This window comes from Acinetobacter sp. WU_MDCI_Abxe161 (assembly GCF_025514355.1).
Classification (GTDB): domain Bacteria; phylum Pseudomonadota; class Gammaproteobacteria; order Pseudomonadales; family Moraxellaceae; genus Acinetobacter; species Acinetobacter pittii_E.
This window is the reverse complement of record NZ_JAHPTU010000016.1, coordinates 44,005-62,750: the sequence shown is the minus strand read 5'-3', so window position 1 is coordinate 62,750 and position 18,746 is coordinate 44,005. Positions and strand designations below refer to the sequence as shown.

General features: G+C 39.2%; 17 protein-coding genes. 6 read left to right on the top strand and 11 right to left on the bottom strand.

Annotated features, from left to right (window positions below; genetic code table 11):
- Nucleotides 1-15 precede the first annotated feature (15 nt).
- The 4 genes from tauD to tauA are packed head-to-tail and all read right to left on the bottom strand — an operon-like array spanning nt 16 to nt 3,616.
- Nucleotides 16-897, bottom strand: coding sequence for a taurine dioxygenase (gene tauD, locus KTI78_RS15415; protein ID WP_262446644.1), 882 nt, complete (start codon nt 895-897; stop codon nt 16-18).
- 8 nt (nt 898-905) lie between these two features.
- Nucleotides 906-1,775, bottom strand: a complete 870-nt coding sequence (gene tauC / locus KTI78_RS15410; RefSeq protein ID WP_262446643.1) for a taurine ABC transporter permease TauC — start codon at nt 1,773-1,775, stop codon at nt 906-908.
- Nucleotides 1,772-2,566 carry a taurine ABC transporter ATP-binding protein gene (locus KTI78_RS15405; RefSeq protein ID WP_262446642.1) on the bottom strand — a complete coding sequence of 265 codons (795 nt, stop codon included), beginning with the start codon at nt 2,564-2,566 and terminating at the stop codon, nt 1,772-1,774. The genes tauC and KTI78_RS15405 overlap by 4 nt, the downstream gene beginning before the upstream one ends.
- A gap of 9 nt (nt 2,567-2,575) precedes the next feature.
- Complete coding sequence (gene tauA, locus KTI78_RS15400; RefSeq protein ID WP_262446641.1) at nt 2,576-3,616, bottom strand: taurine ABC transporter substrate-binding protein; 1,041 nt, start codon at nt 3,614-3,616, stop codon at nt 2,576-2,578.
- Nucleotides 3,617-4,056: 440 nt separating this feature from the next.
- Between tauA and KTI78_RS15395 the strand changes: the two genes are divergently transcribed.
- On the top strand, nt 4,057-5,241 hold the full coding sequence (locus KTI78_RS15395) for a hypothetical protein (RefSeq protein ID WP_262446639.1): 1,185 nt from the start codon (nt 4,057-4,059) through the stop codon (nt 5,239-5,241).
- A gap of 59 nt (nt 5,242-5,300) precedes the next feature.
- Here the strand turns inward: KTI78_RS15395 and KTI78_RS15390 are convergent, their stop codons facing one another.
- From KTI78_RS15390 to KTI78_RS15375, 4 genes are all read right to left on the bottom strand, one after another.
- Nucleotides 5,301-6,767 carry an MFS transporter gene (locus tag KTI78_RS15390; protein WP_262446638.1) on the bottom strand — a complete coding sequence of 489 codons (1,467 nt, stop codon included), beginning with the start codon at nt 6,765-6,767 and terminating at the stop codon, nt 5,301-5,303.
- Nucleotides 6,768-6,960: 193 nt separating this feature from the next.
- Nucleotides 6,961-8,352: an LLM class flavin-dependent oxidoreductase gene (locus KTI78_RS15385; protein ID WP_262446637.1), complete on the bottom strand. Its 1,392-nt coding sequence runs from the start codon at nt 8,350-8,352 to the stop codon at nt 6,961-6,963.
- A gap of 175 nt (nt 8,353-8,527) precedes the next feature.
- Entirely contained in the window at nt 8,528-9,823 is a 1,296-nt protein-coding gene (locus tag KTI78_RS15380; protein WP_262446636.1) for an acyl-CoA dehydrogenase family protein, read from the bottom strand.
- A 118-nt stretch (nt 9,824-9,941) separates the two neighbouring features.
- Nucleotides 9,942-10,760: a hypothetical protein gene (locus KTI78_RS15375; protein ID WP_262446635.1), complete on the bottom strand. Its 819-nt coding sequence runs from the start codon at nt 10,758-10,760 to the stop codon at nt 9,942-9,944.
- A gap of 643 nt (nt 10,761-11,403) precedes the next feature.
- Here KTI78_RS15375 and KTI78_RS15370 point away from each other — a divergent pair.
- The 5 genes from KTI78_RS15370 (at nt 11,404) to KTI78_RS15350 (ending at nt 16,548) form a co-directional block, all read left to right on the top strand.
- A complete protein-coding gene (locus KTI78_RS15370) occupies nt 11,404-12,849 on the top strand; it encodes a cytochrome ubiquinol oxidase subunit I (RefSeq protein WP_016141318.1) in 1,446 nt (481 codons plus the stop codon).
- On the top strand, nt 12,842-13,849 hold the full coding sequence (gene cydB / locus KTI78_RS15365; protein WP_016141319.1) for a cytochrome d ubiquinol oxidase subunit II: 1,008 nt from the start codon (nt 12,842-12,844) through the stop codon (nt 13,847-13,849). The genes KTI78_RS15370 and cydB overlap by 8 nt, the downstream gene beginning before the upstream one ends.
- Before the next feature lie 14 nt (nt 13,850-13,863).
- Entirely contained in the window at nt 13,864-13,998 is a 135-nt protein-coding gene (locus KTI78_RS15360; protein ID WP_262446632.1) for a DUF2474 domain-containing protein, read from the top strand.
- A 98-nt stretch (nt 13,999-14,096) separates the two neighbouring features.
- A complete protein-coding gene (locus KTI78_RS15355) occupies nt 14,097-15,515 on the top strand; it encodes a PLP-dependent aminotransferase family protein (RefSeq protein WP_262446631.1) in 1,419 nt (472 codons plus the stop codon).
- Nucleotides 15,516-15,615: 100 nt separating this feature from the next.
- Entirely contained in the window at nt 15,616-16,548 is a 933-nt protein-coding gene (locus KTI78_RS15350; protein WP_191899268.1) for a LysR family transcriptional regulator, read from the top strand.
- A gap of 36 nt (nt 16,549-16,584) precedes the next feature.
- Here the strand turns inward: KTI78_RS15350 and madM are convergent, their stop codons facing one another.
- The 3 genes from madM to mdcH are packed head-to-tail and all read right to left on the bottom strand — an operon-like array spanning nt 16,585 to nt 18,744.
- Nucleotides 16,585-17,349, bottom strand: a complete 765-nt coding sequence (madM, locus tag KTI78_RS15345; RefSeq protein ID WP_000229915.1) for a malonate transporter subunit MadM — start codon at nt 17,347-17,349, stop codon at nt 16,585-16,587.
- Nucleotides 17,342-17,758: a malonate transporter subunit MadL gene (madL, locus tag KTI78_RS15340; RefSeq protein WP_262446630.1), complete on the bottom strand. Its 417-nt coding sequence runs from the start codon at nt 17,756-17,758 to the stop codon at nt 17,342-17,344. The genes madM and madL overlap by 8 nt, the downstream gene beginning before the upstream one ends.
- A 56-nt stretch (nt 17,759-17,814) precedes the next feature.
- The gene (mdcH, locus tag KTI78_RS15335; protein WP_262446629.1) at nt 17,815-18,744 is read right to left on the bottom strand and encodes a malonate decarboxylase subunit epsilon; all 930 of its coding nucleotides are present in this window, start codon (nt 18,742-18,744) and stop codon (nt 17,815-17,817) included.
- Between the last annotated feature and the right edge of the window lie 2 nt (nt 18,745-18,746).

Here is an 18,746-nt window from a genome sequence, read left to right as displayed (position 1 = left end):
TAGAGTATAAAAGAATTAAGCCTCTGCTAACTCTGGTTGTTTTTCTTCTTTATAAAATGGTACATCGCCATTAATAGTTGCACGGTGCATGATGCGATGGGCATCGCCATAATCAAATAATGCTTTATGTTGTGTGCAACGGTTATCCCAAATCGCGATATCACCATCTTGCCATTTCCAACGCAAATGAAACTGCTCTTGAGTCGCATGTTCAAACAAGAAATTAAGTAATTGCTCACTTTCTTGTTCAGGTAACTCATTAATTCGAGTGGTAAAGCCCTCACTTACAAATAACAAAGGCTCACCTGTAACCGGATGGGTACGCACCACTGGGTGAACCACTGGTGGGTTACGCTTAAATGTTTGCAAAAGCTTTTCACGTTCTTCTTCGTTATGAGCAAAACGCTCAATCGGAAAAGACTTACGAATATCGTGTGTTGCAGTTAAGCCACGTAATTTTTGCTGTAACTCAAGCGAGAGCCCTTTAAAAGCTGCTGTATTACTCGACCACAACGTGTCACCGCCTACAGGTGGAATTTTAATAGCTTGCAACACACAACCTAAAGGTGGATTTTTACTAAAAGTCACATCTGTGTGCCAAAGTTCATTGTCACGCAAATCTTGTTTCCAGCTATCGAGCACCATCACTTCAGGTACATCTTCAATTGAAGGATAAATCGGGTGCACATGTAAGCTGCCAAAACTACGTGCCAAGTCTGCCTGTGCTTGCGGTGCTAATTGTTGCTTTCGAAAAAAAATGACTTGATGATCAAGCAAAGCCTGCTGGATTTGTTGCCTTGTTTGTTCATTTAACGCATTCAAATCAATATCGTGAATAATTGCGCCAATGGTAGGCTTGATCACTTCAATATTTAAGTTTGCTACTACTGTATTCATCTTCTTTACTACAACTGCTGACCATACCAAGGAGAAAACTGTTTTTGTAACCAACGTAAAAACAGCTCAAAACTAACTGCGACAATCGCAATCACAATAATGCCCAGAATTACCATATCGGTAATTAAGAACTGTGCTGCGGATTGCACCATGAAACCAATACCACGGTCCGCTGCAACTAACTCTGCTGCAACTAATGTTGACCAGCCCACCCCTAAACCAATACGAATACCGGTAATAATATGAGGTAAAGCTGTTGGCAAAATGACATGCCAAAATACTTGTGACTGACTTGCTCCTAGCGACAATGCTGCACGTTCACGATTAAGCTGATGGCTTAACACACCATGCGCACTACTAATAATGACAGGCGCCAAAATCGAGAAGAAAATCAAAAGTACTTTTGTGGTTTCGCCAATACCGAACCAAATTACGAGTAAGGGTAAATAAGCTAACGGTGGAATTGGACGTAATAATTCAACCAAAGGATCTAGAACAGCGCGAACCCATTTGTTCAGACCCATCCATAAGCCCAGTGGTACACCAATCACCACGGCAGCAATCAAGGCTAAAAAAACACGCGAGATACTAGCGGCCAAGTGTTGCCACAAAGTAGCCTTCATAAAGCCTTCTTGGCTGACCGATATAAATTTTTGCCAGACTGCCTGTGGACTCGGTAGAAATAGCTCAGGTACGATATGCAAAGCAGTAATGAGAAACCAAAGCGCAACTACACTTCCCACACTAATTATGCTGACCGCCAAAGTTCGATGCTTTTCAAAAAATGAAGATAGAAATGAAGCTTTTTCTGTTTGCGCATCTGGCTTAAGTTTTAGCTCTGCTTTGTCATATTCGTAGACGTTATCTTTAGTGTTCATGTAGGTAACGCCTCCTTACCGCTTTGTTTTTGTGCCCTTAAACTTTCAAATAACTGTTCTCTGAGCTGAATAAATTGAGGGTCTGATTTAATTGAGCGAATAGATTCGCCCTGACGATATCGTTGAGCAAAATCGAGGTGTAGAGTTTCTACAATTTTGCCCGGATGGGCTGTCATAAGAATCAACTGATTGCTGAGCAATAATGCTTCTTCAATGTCATGTGTAATTAAAAAGAAGCTTTTATTTTGTTGAATCCATAAATCGAGCACTAACTGCTGCATGTTTTCACGTGTAAAAGCATCTAATGCGGCAAAAGGTTCATCTAATAAAATAAACGGCGCGTGACTGATCAAAGCTCTGGCAATACCAACACGTTGCTTCATACCACCGGAAAGTTCCCAGATATTGGCTTTTTCAACATGACTTAAACCTACAATTTTTAAAATTGCGCTCACTTGTTTCTCAATTTCTGCACGCTTTAAACCTTTTAACTGCAAAGCGAAACCAACATTATCTGCAACATTTAGCCAAGGAAGTAAGGCGTGATCTTGAAATACAACAGCACGAGTTACATCTGGTCCAGTTACGACTTCATGATTTACAAGCACATCACCTGAACTCGGCTTTTGAAACCCTGCCAAGATATTAAGCAAAGTCGTTTTACCGCAACCTGACTCGCCTAAAATCACGGTTAAAGAACCTTCTTCAATCGTTAGGTTAATGTCTTGTAAAACTGGCTTTTGCTGTTTAGGAAAAGTCAGATGAATATGTTTGGCTTCTAGTACACTCATGACAACTCCTTAAGGCTGCAAAAATGAAGAATTCACGTTGCCTTTATAATCGGCTTTAAGTTGATCGACCTTGCCCTGACCTTTTAAGAACTTCGCTGTATCAAAAATATTTTGCGCAAATTCACCGTCTAACGTTTGTTTTTGCTGAGCGTGATCAAGGTAAATATTGCCACTTAATAAAAGCGGGATATCTTTTGGATCAGAACCTGTAAGCTGCGCAATTTTTTGCACGTTATCGGCATCTTTAACGTAAGCAGCTGGGTCTTGGTTATATTTTTCGAGTTGCTCAAGTGTGGTTTGTACAAAAGCTTTTAAGAAATCAGGATTTTTCTCTGCAAAATCTTTACGCACCACCCATAAGTCATAAGTTGGAGCACCCCATTCACCGACTTGTTTCGAGTCAGTTAAAACCGTGCCAGATGCTTTAGCTTTACTTAAAGCAGGTTCCCACACATAGGCAGCATCAATATCACCACGTTCCCATGCCGCTGAAATTTCAGGTGGACGCAAGTTAATAATTTTTACTTTATCTTCTGGAACATTCCAATGTTTCAGTGCAGACAAAAGGCTGTAATGCGTGGTTGAAACAAACGGTACAGCAATGGTTTTGCCAATTAAATCTTGAGGGCTTTTAATCCCTGATTTATTACTCACCACGAGTGCTTCAGATGCACCAAGTTTTGAAGTAATTAAGAATACTTCAATCGGTAAATCACGGCTGGCCGCAGCAGCAAGTGGGCTTGAGCCAATATTGCCAAGTACCACGTCGCCCGAGGCAAGTGCATTAACTACATCTGAACCCGCATCAAATTTTTTCCACTGAATAGTCCGCTGGCTATGTTTTTCATACTCCCCATTCGCCTGCGCCACTTTGCTTGGGTCAACTCCAGTTTGATAAGCAATCACAACAGGTTTGTTGTCACGAACTGAAGCACTTGTATTATTGTCTTTTTTATTTTGCCATACGATAAATGCAACAATTGCGACTACTACAATTGCCGTGATAATCAACGGTTTGGTCTTCGTGCTCATAATTTCATGATCTTTCAATAATATAAGCTCATGGTATTCAGCCGGCTTTATAATGAAAAATAAAAAAATATGAGTTGCTTATCTAATTTTTATAAATAACTTTTACTTATAAGTTTTTATCTTTTGGTAAAAAGCAAATTTTAAGCAATCATATAGATTAGCGGTAAAATTAAAATACTTATATATCAATAATTAAAAACGATATTCACAAAAGATAAGATGAGAAAAGGCTGACACATATCCTCTAAGTATTTTATCCTACTCATTTCATCATTTTTATTTTTGCTTATCGCATCCAGAGTTTTGCATCTAATTAATTTTCATTCTTTTATATAAAGTACAGATTTTATTATCTTTTTATCTTGAATCTTCTGCAAATATTAAGATTTGGACAAATCTTTTTCTGGTTTATACATGAGGCAAATTTAATTTTTATTTTTAAGAGGAGAAATCATCCCTTGTTTAAACGTCCCACATCTTTCAAAAAAATATTCATCGCGACGACTTTGATTACATTCAGCCTCTCAAGTCATGCAGCACTTACCTTTGGCAATGCTGAAGAAGGTCAACTTAAAGTAAGTGGTACTGTTCGGGCTAAATATATTTATGATTTTGACTCTGAACCCTCTACCAGTAAATTTTCCTTTAATGACTCAGTATTATGGCTGGACTACAACTCACCGAAATGGATTGGCCATCTAGATTATCGGGTTTATGAGTATTATGGACGTTTAGGCGATGCCAACTGGCTTACCGATGCGTGGTTGGGTTATAAAATTAATGATAACAGTAAAATTATTGCTGGCTTAAACCCAGTTCCTTTTGGCTTGGGTCGCTTTTGGGGAAATACTTATTATTTAGGCATTGCCAATAGTGCGGGTTGGGAAGATGTACACAACCTTGGCGTAAAATATGATTTCAATGATGGAACCAATGAAGCACAACTCGCCTTTTATCCTACCGATGGTGGCACCTATAGAGGTAAAAGCAAAGACTCAAGTCGATTTAGTATCAACCCTGTCAATGCAGATGACTCAGTACCACAAGGCACCAATACCCAAGAAAAGAACTCGATTGTAGTTCGCGGTGCTCATACCTTTAAAAATGTCTTAGGCCAAGAAAATTTCTCTACCCAACTGGGTGCTTCTCTTTGGTATTCCACCATTGAAAACAAACGTTCAGGACAAGATGGCGATCGCCAAGTCTATTCGGTTTTTAGTAATACCAATTATAACCAATGGAATTTACAGCTTTTAGCTGGTTATCAAGATATCGATAATGCCGACACTCAATATAAAGACCACCTGACTTTAGGCGGTTTCGATTATTCATTTAACTCGGCAACCAAAGGTCAGATTTATTCAGCCGAACTCAGCTATTTATTTCCTCAGCAATTTGGCCCCATTACCTCTGTTCGTCCTTACTTGAACTATAGTTCTTATCGAAAAGAACAAGATGGCTTTAAAGATTCAACCCGTTTTATTCCCGGCATTGCCTTTAACTATCAAAAACTGACCGTACAAGCCGAATTGCTGATGGGTAAACACGATCCATATCTAGGAGACAGTGAAGGCCTTGCAGCTGGTGGAACCAATGATAAATGGAATAAAAAAGCATTTGTGATTTTTGCTTACTACTTCTAACTCCAAAAATAAAGGCCAACAGATGTTGGCCTTTATTTCATTTAGATATTTATTTTACGTTAGTCGATTACTGGTGAATTGTTGAGAGGAAGTTCTGTTTTATCTTCATCAATCACATCAACATCTTGGGCAGTAGGCTCAAACTTAATCAGTAGCCCAATTACAATTAAAGGAATAAATGCAAAAATAGAAATAATCAGGTAAACATCCGTTTTATATCCCGCCATCCAGATCGGTAAAACAAACAAAGCAATTGCTTGAGCAACACCCGTTACTGCACGGTTAAAGCCGACACCAACGCCACGAATCGAAGCTGGATAAGCCATGGTTGGATAAACCATCATTTGTGCCCCAGGCCCAAAGCCTTCGGCAAAAAGCCACAAACCGAGCATGCCAATTGCGGTGTAGAGTAAAAAGCTATTACCGGGTTCACCAATTAATGCTAAGGCAATGAGGGCTATAAACTGGAGTAAAAAGCCTGTAAGCAACACATGACGAGATTTAAATCTGCTAGCAACAAATACACCTAATAGTCCGCCCGTAAATGCAAACAGTAAATTGAGTCCAAGTGTGGTGGTAATGGTCGTCAAGACATCAGTATGAAAAAACCGCGTTAAAATAGAAGGTAAAAAGAAGGCAATGGTCGTGTACTGAAATGCTACCGAAATATGAATCACAATGGCCACAATCGTTCTTGGCAAATAGGTTTTATTAAATAAAACAGCAAAACCCTCGCGCTTTTTCTTATCGCTAGTTCTTTCTACTTTTTCAACTATAGCGACTGCATGAATTGCATAGGATTCTTGTAGAACTTTAGCTGCGCCTTTTAAATCGCCTTGGTTTGCAAGCCAGATTGGTGATTCAGTTAAATATTTACCACGAATGAAAATAATGAGTAACGCTGGCACTGCTCCAAAAATTAAAGATGCTCGCCATAACCAATTGCTATGCTCAGGCGGTAAAAGAAAGTAAAGCGCCAACACTAGACCAAAACACACTGAAGAAGCGGCGTACCACATTGGGCACCATGCGGCTAAACGCGCTGCCTTGTTGCTACTACCGTTAAATTTGGAGAATTCAGATAAGTATGACATGGCCACAGGCAAATCAATACCGACACTAATTCCCATAATAAATCTGGCTAAAATCAAAACCCATACATTCGGTGCAAAGCCTGCGACAATTGCCGCAATGACAAAGAGCACCATGTCTGCCATAAATACCCGATAACGGCCGATTTTATCTGTCAGCCAACCACCAATCAGGTTACCAACAATGGTTCCGCAGACAATTGCTGAAGCTACGACCCCAGTCATGACAGGGCTTAAAGAAAACTCAGAGATGACTTGCTCAATACCAAATGAGAGCGTTGTTAAATCATATGCATCAATAAACACCCCAATCAGTGCCAACCAAATAACTTTATTCGATTTACCCTTCCCTGCAAATTTGGAAATTAATTGTGAAACATCATCGGGAGATTTAATTTCATAACGGTGGTTATGATCGAGTTCTTGTGTGCTCACTTAATAATTCCTGTATTTTAAACACAGAAACAAAATAATGATTATTCGCACCATACAAAAACAAATTAATCTGATGTTTTAATCTAAATTATAGAATTATCTTTTCATTATTAACTCAGCAGTAAATCCGATATAAAAAGACAAAATAAAAGCTGGCATTTAACCAGCTTTTATTTAAATGATTTTTAAAATATTAACTCGCCTCAGCAAGTTTTAACTCTTTTAGATTACGATATTTTGCACCGCGGTGATTTTCAGGCAAATATGGTCCAGCACCAAATAGTTTTTCTCTTAATGTTCCTTGTGCATATGAGGTTTGATATACCCCACGTTTTTGCAACTCTGGAACAATAAATTCGACCACATCGGCAAAGGTTTGATGAGCCAAAATATAGGCAAGGTTAAAGCCATCAACATCGGTATCTTCAACCCATTGCTGTAAAGCATCTGAAACGGTTTCTGCCGAACCCACGAGTACTGGTCCATTACCACCTAAGCTGTTCCAATTTGCAATTTCTTCAATGGTCCAAACACGTTCTGGGTCCGCGTTTACATAAGAGTCTAATAAAGATTGAATGGCGTTGGTTTGAATATATTCAACTTTGTCTGTTGGTTGATATTGTGAGAAGTCCACACCTGACCAGCCAGACAGCAATGTTAATGCCCCATCATAGCTTCCATAGTTTTGATATTCTTTAAACTTAGCCTGTGCTTTTGCATCGGTTTCATCAGTGATAATCGACAAAAGTGCATAAATTTTAACTGAGTACGGGTCGCGGCCTTCTTGAGCCAATTTTTGGCGAATACCCTGCACCACTTTTTTAGTGGCAATTTTAGACGGCGCTGCAATAAATACACACTCAGCATTTTGACTTGCAAACTTCTGCCCGCGTGAAGATGCGCCTGCTTGGTAGAGTACTGGGGTTCGCTGTGGTGATGGTTCACAAATATGAATGCCCGGTACAGTAAAGTATTTACCTTCGTGCTGAATTGGATGCACTTTTTTATGGTCAGCAAAGATACCGCTTTCACGATCACGCAGTACCGAACCTTCTTCCCAAGAGCCTTCCCAAAGTTTATAAAGGACTTCTAAGTATTCATCGGCAATATCATAACGATTGTCATGATTAACCTGAGTTTTTAAACCCAAGTTTTTCGAACCACTTTCCAAATAAGACGTCACAATATTCCATCCAACTCGCCCTTTGGTTAAATGATCTAAAGTACTAATACGTCTAGCAAAAGGATAAGGATGTTCAAAGGAAATCGAGGTTGTGACACCAAAGCCCAAATGCTTTGTGACTGCGGCCATCGCTGGCACAATCTGTAGTGGATCATTGACTGGAACTTGTACTGCACCTGTTAAGGCATGTTCAGCACTTTGATGATAAACATCATAAATACCAAGCACATCTGCAATAAAAATACCGTCAAAAAAACCACGCTCAAGAATTTGCGCTAAATCTGTCCAATATTCTAAATCTTTATATTCAACAGATCGGTCTTGAGGATGTCGCCATAATCCAGGAGATTGGTGGGCAATACAATTCATTTCAAAAGCATTAAAACTAATTTTCTTAGTCATAAAATATCAACCAGCATTTTATTTAATTTTTATACTAAAGCAATTTTCAGGTTTTCTTTATAATATAAATCCCAAACAAAATATGATTTTATTCTAATAGGTTTTTATAATTCACTTTAAAAACAAAATAATATTAAGCCACTAAAAATAGCAGCTTAATATCTAAAATTACAATTTATTTCTTAGCAACATTCCCTATTCGCCATTGATAAGGTGGTAATGTGCCGTTTACACTAAAATCACCGATAATTCGATTTTTAAATACTCTAGGGTTATGTGAAGATAAAGTTCGTACATTAAGCCAGTATCGATCTAGACCTAAATCTTTATCTGTTGCAGAAGCACCTAAAGCGTCGAATAAAATCGTAGAAGCATTTAAAATTAGATCGGTAATGACTGTTTGAGACTGTGCACTTTCAAGCTCGGCAATCGCATTTTGCTCTTCTTCAAGCTGCTCATTATTTTGAAATGCGGCTAAGTAAGCACGCTGTAAGCTTTGTGCAACTTTTTCAACAATCGCTCCTGCACTGTAAGCCGCACCACGAATTTGTCCCACCACTTGTAAAATTTGTGGGTCCTGTTTTACAAATTGGGCATTCGCATGTGTGTAGTTTCGGGTACGTTTGGCAACAGCTTGCGAAACATCATAGGTTGCAGCACGTCCTAGACCTGTAATGATTGCCAGTTGGACCAGTTGATAGTAAGCCGCTGAATATTTAAAGCGGTCATCGTCAGGTAAAATTTCAGTTTCATCGACCAATACGTCATGGAAATATGCTGTACCGCTTGCGGTGAGTTGCTGACCAAAGCCATTCCAGTCATCAACAATTTCAACACCCTCATCTTCACGGCGTACAACCACCGAGCCAGACTCACCCTTTAAATCGGTTACACCAATTTCAACCCAGTCTGCATATAGACTGCCTGTGGTGTAGTACTTTTGACCTTTAACACGAATTTTTCCGTCACTATCCCGATATAGATGAGTTTCAAACTGATCAATTGACTCTTTCCCACCTTCAGACCACGCACTACCAACTGTTTCCCCATTGGCAATTCGGTTAAGCCAACGCTGTTGGAAAGCTTTATCTTTACTCACCAACACATCTTCAGTGAAACCAAAATGCACACGCAAAGCTTGCGGTAAGTTTGAATCGGCCTCTGCAAGTTCAATGAGCAATGCAAATAATTCAGGAATAGTGGCATCAAAGCCCCCATGAGCTTTGGGAAGTCTTAACCGTGTAAAACCAACATCTTTGAGCCACTGAAGTTGTTCATAGGGCAAAATATGTTGTTGCTCACGAATTAAAGCTCCTTCTTTAATACGGGCAAAAGTCGGTCTGAAATATTGTGCCAACTCATCATAACGTGATGATGGCCCTTCACCCCACACGCGAGAAATAATTGAAGCCTGACTAAGTGCTGCATGCGTTAGTGAACCGAGATGATGCTCAAAATTTAAATTTGTCATGTAAGTAAAACCAATATTGCTTTGCTTTTACCATAAAATATTTATTTCACATGAAAACGATTATTTTTTTATAACAGTATTCAAACTTTATATAACGCACAATAAAAGCCTGCCAACGCTAAGCGATCTCTTTCTTGTTTAGACTATGCTGACTTTGCAATAAGGTTTGCATATATTCTGAATAGACAGATAGTTTTTCGAAAATATGCTCTGAATAAAACATATCATCAATTAAATGAGTCATTTGATGCGACGTGAAGGTGTCACACAGTCCCACAAGCTCCGCATTCATCCAAGCAAATTGTGCACATAGCTGTACATAGGTTTCATCTTTATTTTTGAATAATAATTTCCGCATTTCTAAGCTATTAAAGTTTTTTAAGTCCTCATCTTTTGTCGTTTTAATCCAATAAATTTTGACTTTTAGGAATTGCTCAAGAGCTTCTAAATGCTCGATATCTATGTCTAAACTTGTAATTAAAAAAACTGTAGAAAGGTCACTTCGACACAGAGCTTTGATTAAGCTTAAATAAATAAACTCAACTTCATTAAGCTCTGTAAGTTCCAAATCTATATAAATTTTTAGACTTTCTAAAACTTCATCTACCTTAAATAGCACCTTTTTATCTGCTTGATAATATTTATTGAGAATAGAAAGTACAGGTGCAGTCGCAGGTGTCGTATAAATGGCAGGCTTGTTTAAATTTGCAAAAATAAAAGGTGAAAATAGGTAGGCCACACTACTTTGCTGTGCCTCAATATGAGATTGAATTAAATATACAGTTTCAGCTTTGGAAAAGTCTCTGAGTACTTTTGCTCTTAATAAAGTAGCTTCAAAATTAACGTAGGTTTGTTCTAACTGAGCCAATATAGATGCAGGAATAGGCTGATTTTTAATAATTTTATGCAGGACATTGAGTTGAGAAGTAATAAACATTTTTTAACATCCAAGCTATTTTAGAAGAGCTACACTTAAATCAGGTCTTTAATAACCTACGTAACAACCAGACCTCACGCAAAACAACAAAGGAATAAAAGAGAAGAAACTATTCTGCGCTTATTACCCAAAGTCGCATTCACTTTGTTTTGGAAAGTGATTTTGGCCATTCGTAAATCTTGTTCATTTATTTTGGACTTTTAAAGAATGGATAAATAGCTACAGATATTTGAAAAAAAACTATAGCACACCTCATGACAGCTCCAGACTGTTATAGTTTTATAAAAAATTTCTGTATCTACATATACAAAGATAGTAAGTGCATGATTAAGGAAACTTCTTAAGGTAGGTAGTTTTCATGAGACGATCTATTGCATATCGCCAGATATTTCATCAATGTTTCAATGCAACATGCTTTTTTACAAATGCAACATCAAGCATAAACTTTGTTAACAGATTGAGAACAATCAATCAGTCTATTCTCTTGAAATATCAAGCAATTATATTGCTTTACCGTGTTGGCATTTTACTTGCTAAGAACATTTATCACAGATGCAAGTTTAATCGTCAAAATACTTTGTTGCCTGAAAATAAGTATTTAACTCATTCAACCATCATCAGCTAGTTCACAGGGGGAAAGTTTATGAGCCTCGGTCTAACCGCTTTAGAATTAGCACGAATACAATTTGCTTTTACAGTATCATTCCATATTATTTTTCCGGCCACCTCTATCGGTCTTGCCTGCTTTTTAGCAGTGTTAGAGTGGAAGTGGTTAAGAACCCAAAACCCGATTTATAAAGATCTATTTAAATACTGGATTAAGATCTTTGCCGTTGCCTTTGGTATGGGTGTGGTCTCGGGCGTGGTCATGAGTTACCAGTTCGGTACTAACTGGAGTGAATTTTCACGCGTTGCCGGAAGTATTACTGGTCCTTTACTTACCTATGAAGTCTTGAGTGCCTTCTTCTTAGAAGCAGGTTTCTTAGGCATTATGTTATTTGGCTGGGGGCGTGTTGGCCCTAGGGCCCATTTCTTTGCAACACTTATGGTTGCCATCGGAACGTGTATTTCCATGTTCTGGATTTTATCTTCCAATAGCTGGATGCAGACGCCTCAAGGCTTTGCCATTGAAAATGGCATTATTGTGCCAAAAGACTGGTTCGCTATTGTCTTTAATCCGTCCTTCCCTTACCGCTTTGCCCACATGGGTGCTGCCGCTTTCTTGGTTTCATCATTATTGGTGGTCGGAACATCTGCATGGCATTTAGTAAAAGGCCGTCGTGATGAGTTGGTGAAAAAATCGTTCTCTATGGGTCTTTGGATGGTGCTTGTGACTTCATGTTTGCAAGTAGTGATTGGCGATAACCACGGTTTAAATACTCGTGAACATCAACCTGCCAAACTTGCTGCAATGGAAGGTCACTGGGAAACCAATCACAATGAGCCGATGCCATTATTGTTATTTGCCATTCCGGATATGAAAGAAGAGCGTAACCACTTTGAAGTGGGCGTTCCATATTTGGGTAGTTTAATTTTAACGCACAGTTTAGATGGTCAAGTGACTGGTTTAAAAGAGTTTGCACCTGAAGATCGTCCAAACTCAACCATTATTTTCTGGAGCTTCCGTGTGATGGTGGGTCTTGGTGTACTCATGGTCACCCTGTCACTCATTGCGCTTTGGTTACGTAAGCGTGGAAAACTCTATGAAACTTCATGGTTCCATAAATTCGCTTTGTTAATGGGGCCTGCGGGCTATGTGGCAATGCTTGCAGGTTGGATTACCACTGAGGTCGGCCGTCAACCGTGGGTTGTATACGGCATTATGCGAACCAAAGATGGGCTTTCACATACAGTTTCTGCCGATCAGGTGGGTCTAAGTCTCTTTATTTTTGTGGTGGTATACACCATCGTTTTTGGTAGCGGCATTTACTACACCTTAAAACTCATTAATAAAGGCCCTGTATTTATCGATACACCAACTATTGAATCTGGTGGCGTTGGACACTTTAAAACACCAATGCGTCCACTCAGTGCTGTCGATGAAAACATTGACGATAATCAAAAATCTGGGGAGAAACATCATGATTGATCTTTCTTTAATATGGGTCGGTATTATTGGTTTAGGTGTTTTGATTTACGTGGTCATGGATGGTTTTGACTTAGGAATCGGGATTATGTTCCCTTTCATTAAGAATAGCCAAGAACGTGACGTGATGATGAATACCGTCGCCCCTGTCTGGGATGGTAACGAAACGTGGATGGTACTCGGTGGTGCTGGGCTATATGCAGCATTTCCACTGGTTTATTCAACAGTTTTATCGGCACTCTACCTGCCTATTATTTTCATGGTCATTGCCCTGATTTTCCGTGGCGTTGCGTTTGAATTCCGTTTTAAAGCTCACCGTACCAAGCATCTGTGGGACTTAGCCTTTATTTGGGGCTCAGTTTTAACCAGCTTCCTACAAGGGATTATTTTGGGTGCCTATATCCAAGGGATTAAAACCGAAAATGGTATTTATGCTGGTGGTCCATTTGATTGGTTATCTCCGTTTACGGTCTTCACAGGTATTGGCGTAGTTGCGATGTATGCCACTTTAGGCTGTGGTTGGCTTATTTTAAAAACTGAAAAAGGCTTACAGCAACGCATGTATGAGCTTATGCCAAAACTGATTATTGCACTGCTGATCATTTTTGGTGGCGTAAGTTTATATACGCCGTTGACTCATCCTGAAATTGCAGATCGCTGGTTCTCTTTACCAAATCTGTTCTATTTTAGCCCTGTACCTATTTTGGTCTTATTATTTGTTGGCCTGATTTTATCAGCATGTAAAAAGCAGGATCATGACCTTAAGCCATTTGCATATACATTGGCACTGGTTTTCCTTGCATTTACTGGTTTTGTGATTAGTTTATGGCCCTATATTATTCCGCCATCAGTCACCATTTGGCAGGCAGCAGCGCCTCATTCAAGCCAGATGTTTGCTTTGGTCGGTGCGTTAATTCTGATTCCAATTATTATTGCTTACACCATTGTCTCTTATTGGGTATTCCGTGACAAAGTGCGTGTAGGCGACGAAGGTTATCATTAAGTATGGAGGGTTTTATGAAAAAGTCATCCGTTAAACTCAATCAAACTCAATGGTTTATTCTGTTATGGCTGGGCGGTTTTTTAGCCTTAGCTGTGTTTGCGGGTTTGTTTAAAGTCATATTGATTTATGCTGCCCCTTACTTAAAGTAAATCTATCGTTCTAAACAAATGCCGTTTGTAGATTCTGCAAACGGCATTTATTATTGATTAAGTGCATCTTTCATTTTGTTATTTCGTGCAGCTCATACATGTATAAATCAGAACAACTCGCTCATAGCATTCGCCAACTCATTGAGAGCGGCACTTTAAATGCACATGAAAAATTACCTTCATTAAGAGATCAGGTACAACGCTCTGGCTTTAGTTTAATGACCGTAATGAATGCTTATCAGGAGCTTGAATCACAAGGTCTGATCTATTCAAAAGAAAAATCTGGATACTTTGTTGCCGAGCAAATTGCACTTAAACCTTTAGAGCAATACTCAGTTGTTTCACTGAATTCTAAAATTGAAATTAACTCATTAGTTTTTAAATATCTTAAATCGATTCAACATGAGTCTGTCGTGCCTTTTGGTTCAGCTTTTCCAGACAGTCAACTTTTAACAGCTCCCAAACTCATTCAAATTATGGGACAGCTTGCGCGTCAAAGACAAAGTTATGACCAGACCACCAGTTTGCCTCCCGGTAATTTAGCCTTAAGAAAATTGATTGCTCAGCGCTACTGTATGCAAGGCATACAGACTGACCCAGATGACATTGTCATTACATCAGGTGGTTTGGATGCACTAAACCTTTCGCTACAAGCTGTCGCTCAACCCGGCGATTATATTTTATTACAGCAAAACGTGTTTTATGGAGCTTGGCAAGCCGCAGAGCGTTTAGGACTTAAAGTGATTACCATTCCTGAACATCCTCAACATGGTTTTGACCTAGAGGCTTTTGAACAGGTTATTCAAACATATCCAATCAAAGTGTGTTGGCTCATGCTCAACGCCCATAACCCGATTGGTTTTACCGTCAGTGATGACATTAAATATAAAATTGCCAAGTTGCTTCACGAACACCAAATTTATTTGATCGAAGATGATGTCTATGAAGAACTTTTTTATGGCGGCCAAAAACCACTTTCAATGAAGTATTTTGACCAACAAAATCTGGTGCTTCACTGCTCTTCTTTTTCTAAAACATTAGGTGCTGGTTTTCGGGTCGGTTGGGTCTATGCGGGTAAGTTTTCAGACCATATTCAACACTTGCAGCTTATGAGTACCATTTCAGTCAATGCACTCATTCAAAATGCATTGGTTGAATTCTTGTCTCACCATCATTATGAAAAGCACTTACGCACACTTAGGCTTTCACTTGAGCGTTATAAAAAGCAGTTTTATCACTATTTAAAACAACATTTACCAAGCTCTTGCGAAGTGTATTACTACCCAAGTGGTTATTTTCTATGGGTTAAACTTCCTAGTACGCTAGACAGTATGCAAATTTATGAAGAATTGATTCAGCAAGACATTGGCGTTGCGCCAAGCCCTCTGTTTAGTGTTTTACCCGCACAACAGCATTATTTACGAATCAATTGTTCTTTTGAATGGAACACTACAATTCAAAGCGCATTAGATCAGGTTATCAAAACCATTCAACAAAGAGTTGAAGTAAATCTCTAGAGAAATGCTTCGACCTAAGCACAATTTTATAGACTTTATTTTGTGGTAACTTTATAACTCAAATCTATAGTTTTAAGGGAAACAGGTTCAAGGAATTAATATGGAAATTGATGAAGAACTCACCCTTAAAAAAATACAGATTTTTTTAGCTTTTATGCGCTGTGGAAATTTGTCTAAAACAGCCACAGAAATGCAGCTGAGTAATGTCAGTGTTCATAAAGCCTTACACTCTTTAGAAAGTGCTTTACGTTGTCCTCTTTTTAAAAATGAAGGCCGTAACCTGATTCCTTTAAAAAGTGCTTATGTATTTGAAGAACGCGCACAAAAAATCGTACAAGACATTTTTATCACTGTAAATAAAACCAGAGAAGCTGCTGGCTTTGCAGCTAAGGTTTTACATTTAGGTTCTCTTTATTCTTTGACTGTAAATACCATTCCAAATGTGATTAGCGGTCTTAAACTCAGACGTAGTGAGCTTGATATTCAACTATTGCTGAGTTCAAATCAGGATTTGGTGAAAAAGCTTAAAGCGACAGAGCTTGATGCCATTATCGTAGCTCTTAATGAAACCACTCAAGATGATGACTTTGAAATTTTGCCAATGTTTTCAGACGACATTTTTTTGGCAGTCAATAAAGATTCTAAATATGCTGAGTTTAAAGATATTGATTTAAGCCTTTTAAAAGAAGAAACTTTTTTAACTTTAACTAAGGGTTTTGCTACTCATAACGACAGCGACATCATTTTTAAAAAAGCTGGTTTTTCACCTAAAGTTGCTTTACAGGTCAATGATATTTTTACCCTCATTAGTATGGTCAGCTCAGGTGTCGGTTTTGCTCTACTACCTGGTCGTATTTCTGCTGTTTATGAAAGTTCGGTCAAACTTATTCCTTTAAAACAGCAATATCATATGCAACAAGAAATTGGTCTGGTCTTTTTAAAAAGTAAGGAACGAGACCCTAACTTACTTGCCCTGATTGCTGAATGTCGAATGTTTGCCTCTAATTTCAAAAATAAAAAAGACCGTTGTTAATAGCAACGGCCTTTTTGACTGAGTATTAAATACTGATTAACCGACTAAAGCTTTAACAGCAAAGAACAAAACAGTTGGTCCCATTAAACAGCCAAGGCCTGTATGGAACGTTGCTGTAAGTGCACCGTAAGGAACCAAGCGACGGTCTGTCGCTGCTAAACCAGCAGAAACACCACTTACTGTTCCTGCCAAGCCACCAAAAATCATGGCAGAGCGTGGATTATCAAGTCCCATAAATTTTGCGGTAAGCGGCGTTGACACCATTACACAAATTGCTTTCACCAGTCCCGTTGCAATTGATAAGGCCATAACCTCAGAACTCGCGCCAATTGCGGCCCCCGTCACTGGACCCACAATGTAAGTCACTGCACCCGCACCAATTGTAGTAATACTTACCGCATCACGATAGCCGAAAATCCACGCAAACATACAACCGACAATAAACGGCAAAATGGTCCCGAGAAATAAAGAGAAGGCGCCAATAAATCCTGCTTTTTTCGCCTCAGTCGCTTGTACCTCAAAGGCTGTTGCTACAATGGTAAAGTCACGAAGCATTGCACCGCCCATAAGTCCTACACCCGTAAAGAGCGCAAGGTCAGTCAAGCCTTTTTCACCACCTGTCATTTTTCCGCCAAACCATGCCAAAATCAAACCAATCACAATCGCAATTGCTGAAGCATGCACACGTCCGTTGGTTAAATATTTAGAGAGCTTGGTCGACAGCCACATAATTAAGGCAATTAAGGCAAAAGCTGTAATTAAACCTAAATGGGTTAAGTCTTTTAATAATAATTCAACCATGAACTTTAACTCCAATGCGGTTTAATGCGGTGTCCTCTTCTTTAGGTAAAGGGCTTGCTTTGTTGTAACGACTTAAACCGGCAATAGTGAGTGTACAAACTGCAACTGAAACTACAGCAGCAAATAGTGCCATATGACCACTAGATAAAGCGGCAACTACATTTTGTTGCGCTGCCATGGCAACAACAACAGGAATATACATAGTGCCCCAGAATGAAACGCCTTTTTCAGTTTCAACTGTCATAACACCGCGTTTTTCCATCCATAACCGTATGCAAATGAGTAAAATCATGGCGATACCCACGCCACCAACGTTGGACTTTACTCCCAATAAAACGCCCAACAGATCGCCGACAATAACACCCACCAAGGTGCAAAGTGCGAGTAAACCAACTCCATATATAATCATGACAATCCCTCATATCCTTGGATCATTTATGCTTTTGTAAATCAGAATCAAAAAGATCAATAATTCTGCTGTTCTTTTTGCATCGCAATCTGAATGCTATCTATACGTGTCCCTTGAAATGACAACACGGTTCCTTCTTTAAATGTTCGACGTGCAAGTGTAGTAAGTACCGTTCCCGGTAAAGCTTCTATCTGCAACCTTACACCTCGCTCCCATGCAGCTTGGATGGTACTTTCCCAATCTACAGTTCGACTCATATTAAAAGCCAAGTCATCACCAATCTGTTCTGGTCTGCTCAGCGTACGAGCCGTTGTACCACTTAAATAACGTATTTTAGGCTGCTTTAAAGTGACTCCCTCCATAGACGCTGCAAGTTGCTTTGCTTGCTGACTTAATAATTCACAGTGCGATGGCACCGATACATCTAATTTTTTTGCCACCACGCCTTGTTGCCTTGCCAAAACAGCAACTTGGTTCATGGCTTCAAAACTTCCTGAAATAACGATCTGGTTATGTGCATTAATATTTGCAACAAACACCTCTGGCGTTATTTCATAAATTTGTTTGACCCATGTTTCGACAGCTGCACGATCTGTACCAATTAGTGCCGCCATGCCATATCCAGTGGGATAAGCGTTTTGCATGAGTTCACCTCGATAGGCAACTAAACGAATAGCATCTTCATAGTTTAGAACTCCTGCTACAACCGCAGCCGACCATGCGCCAATTGATAAACCTGCTACATAATCAGGTGTTAAGTTTTCCGCTGTTAATAAAGCTGAACTCACCACACCTGAAATCAGTAAACAAAGCTGTACTGCACGTGTCGATTGCAATGCAGCCGGACTATCTAACATCAAGACATCTTCTTTGAGTGCATCCGATGCCCGCTCAAGGTACTCTTTAACTAGAGCGATTTGAGGTAAGTCGTGCAACATATTACTTCGTTGCACACCTTGTCCCGGATATACCCAAATTGAAGCCATGA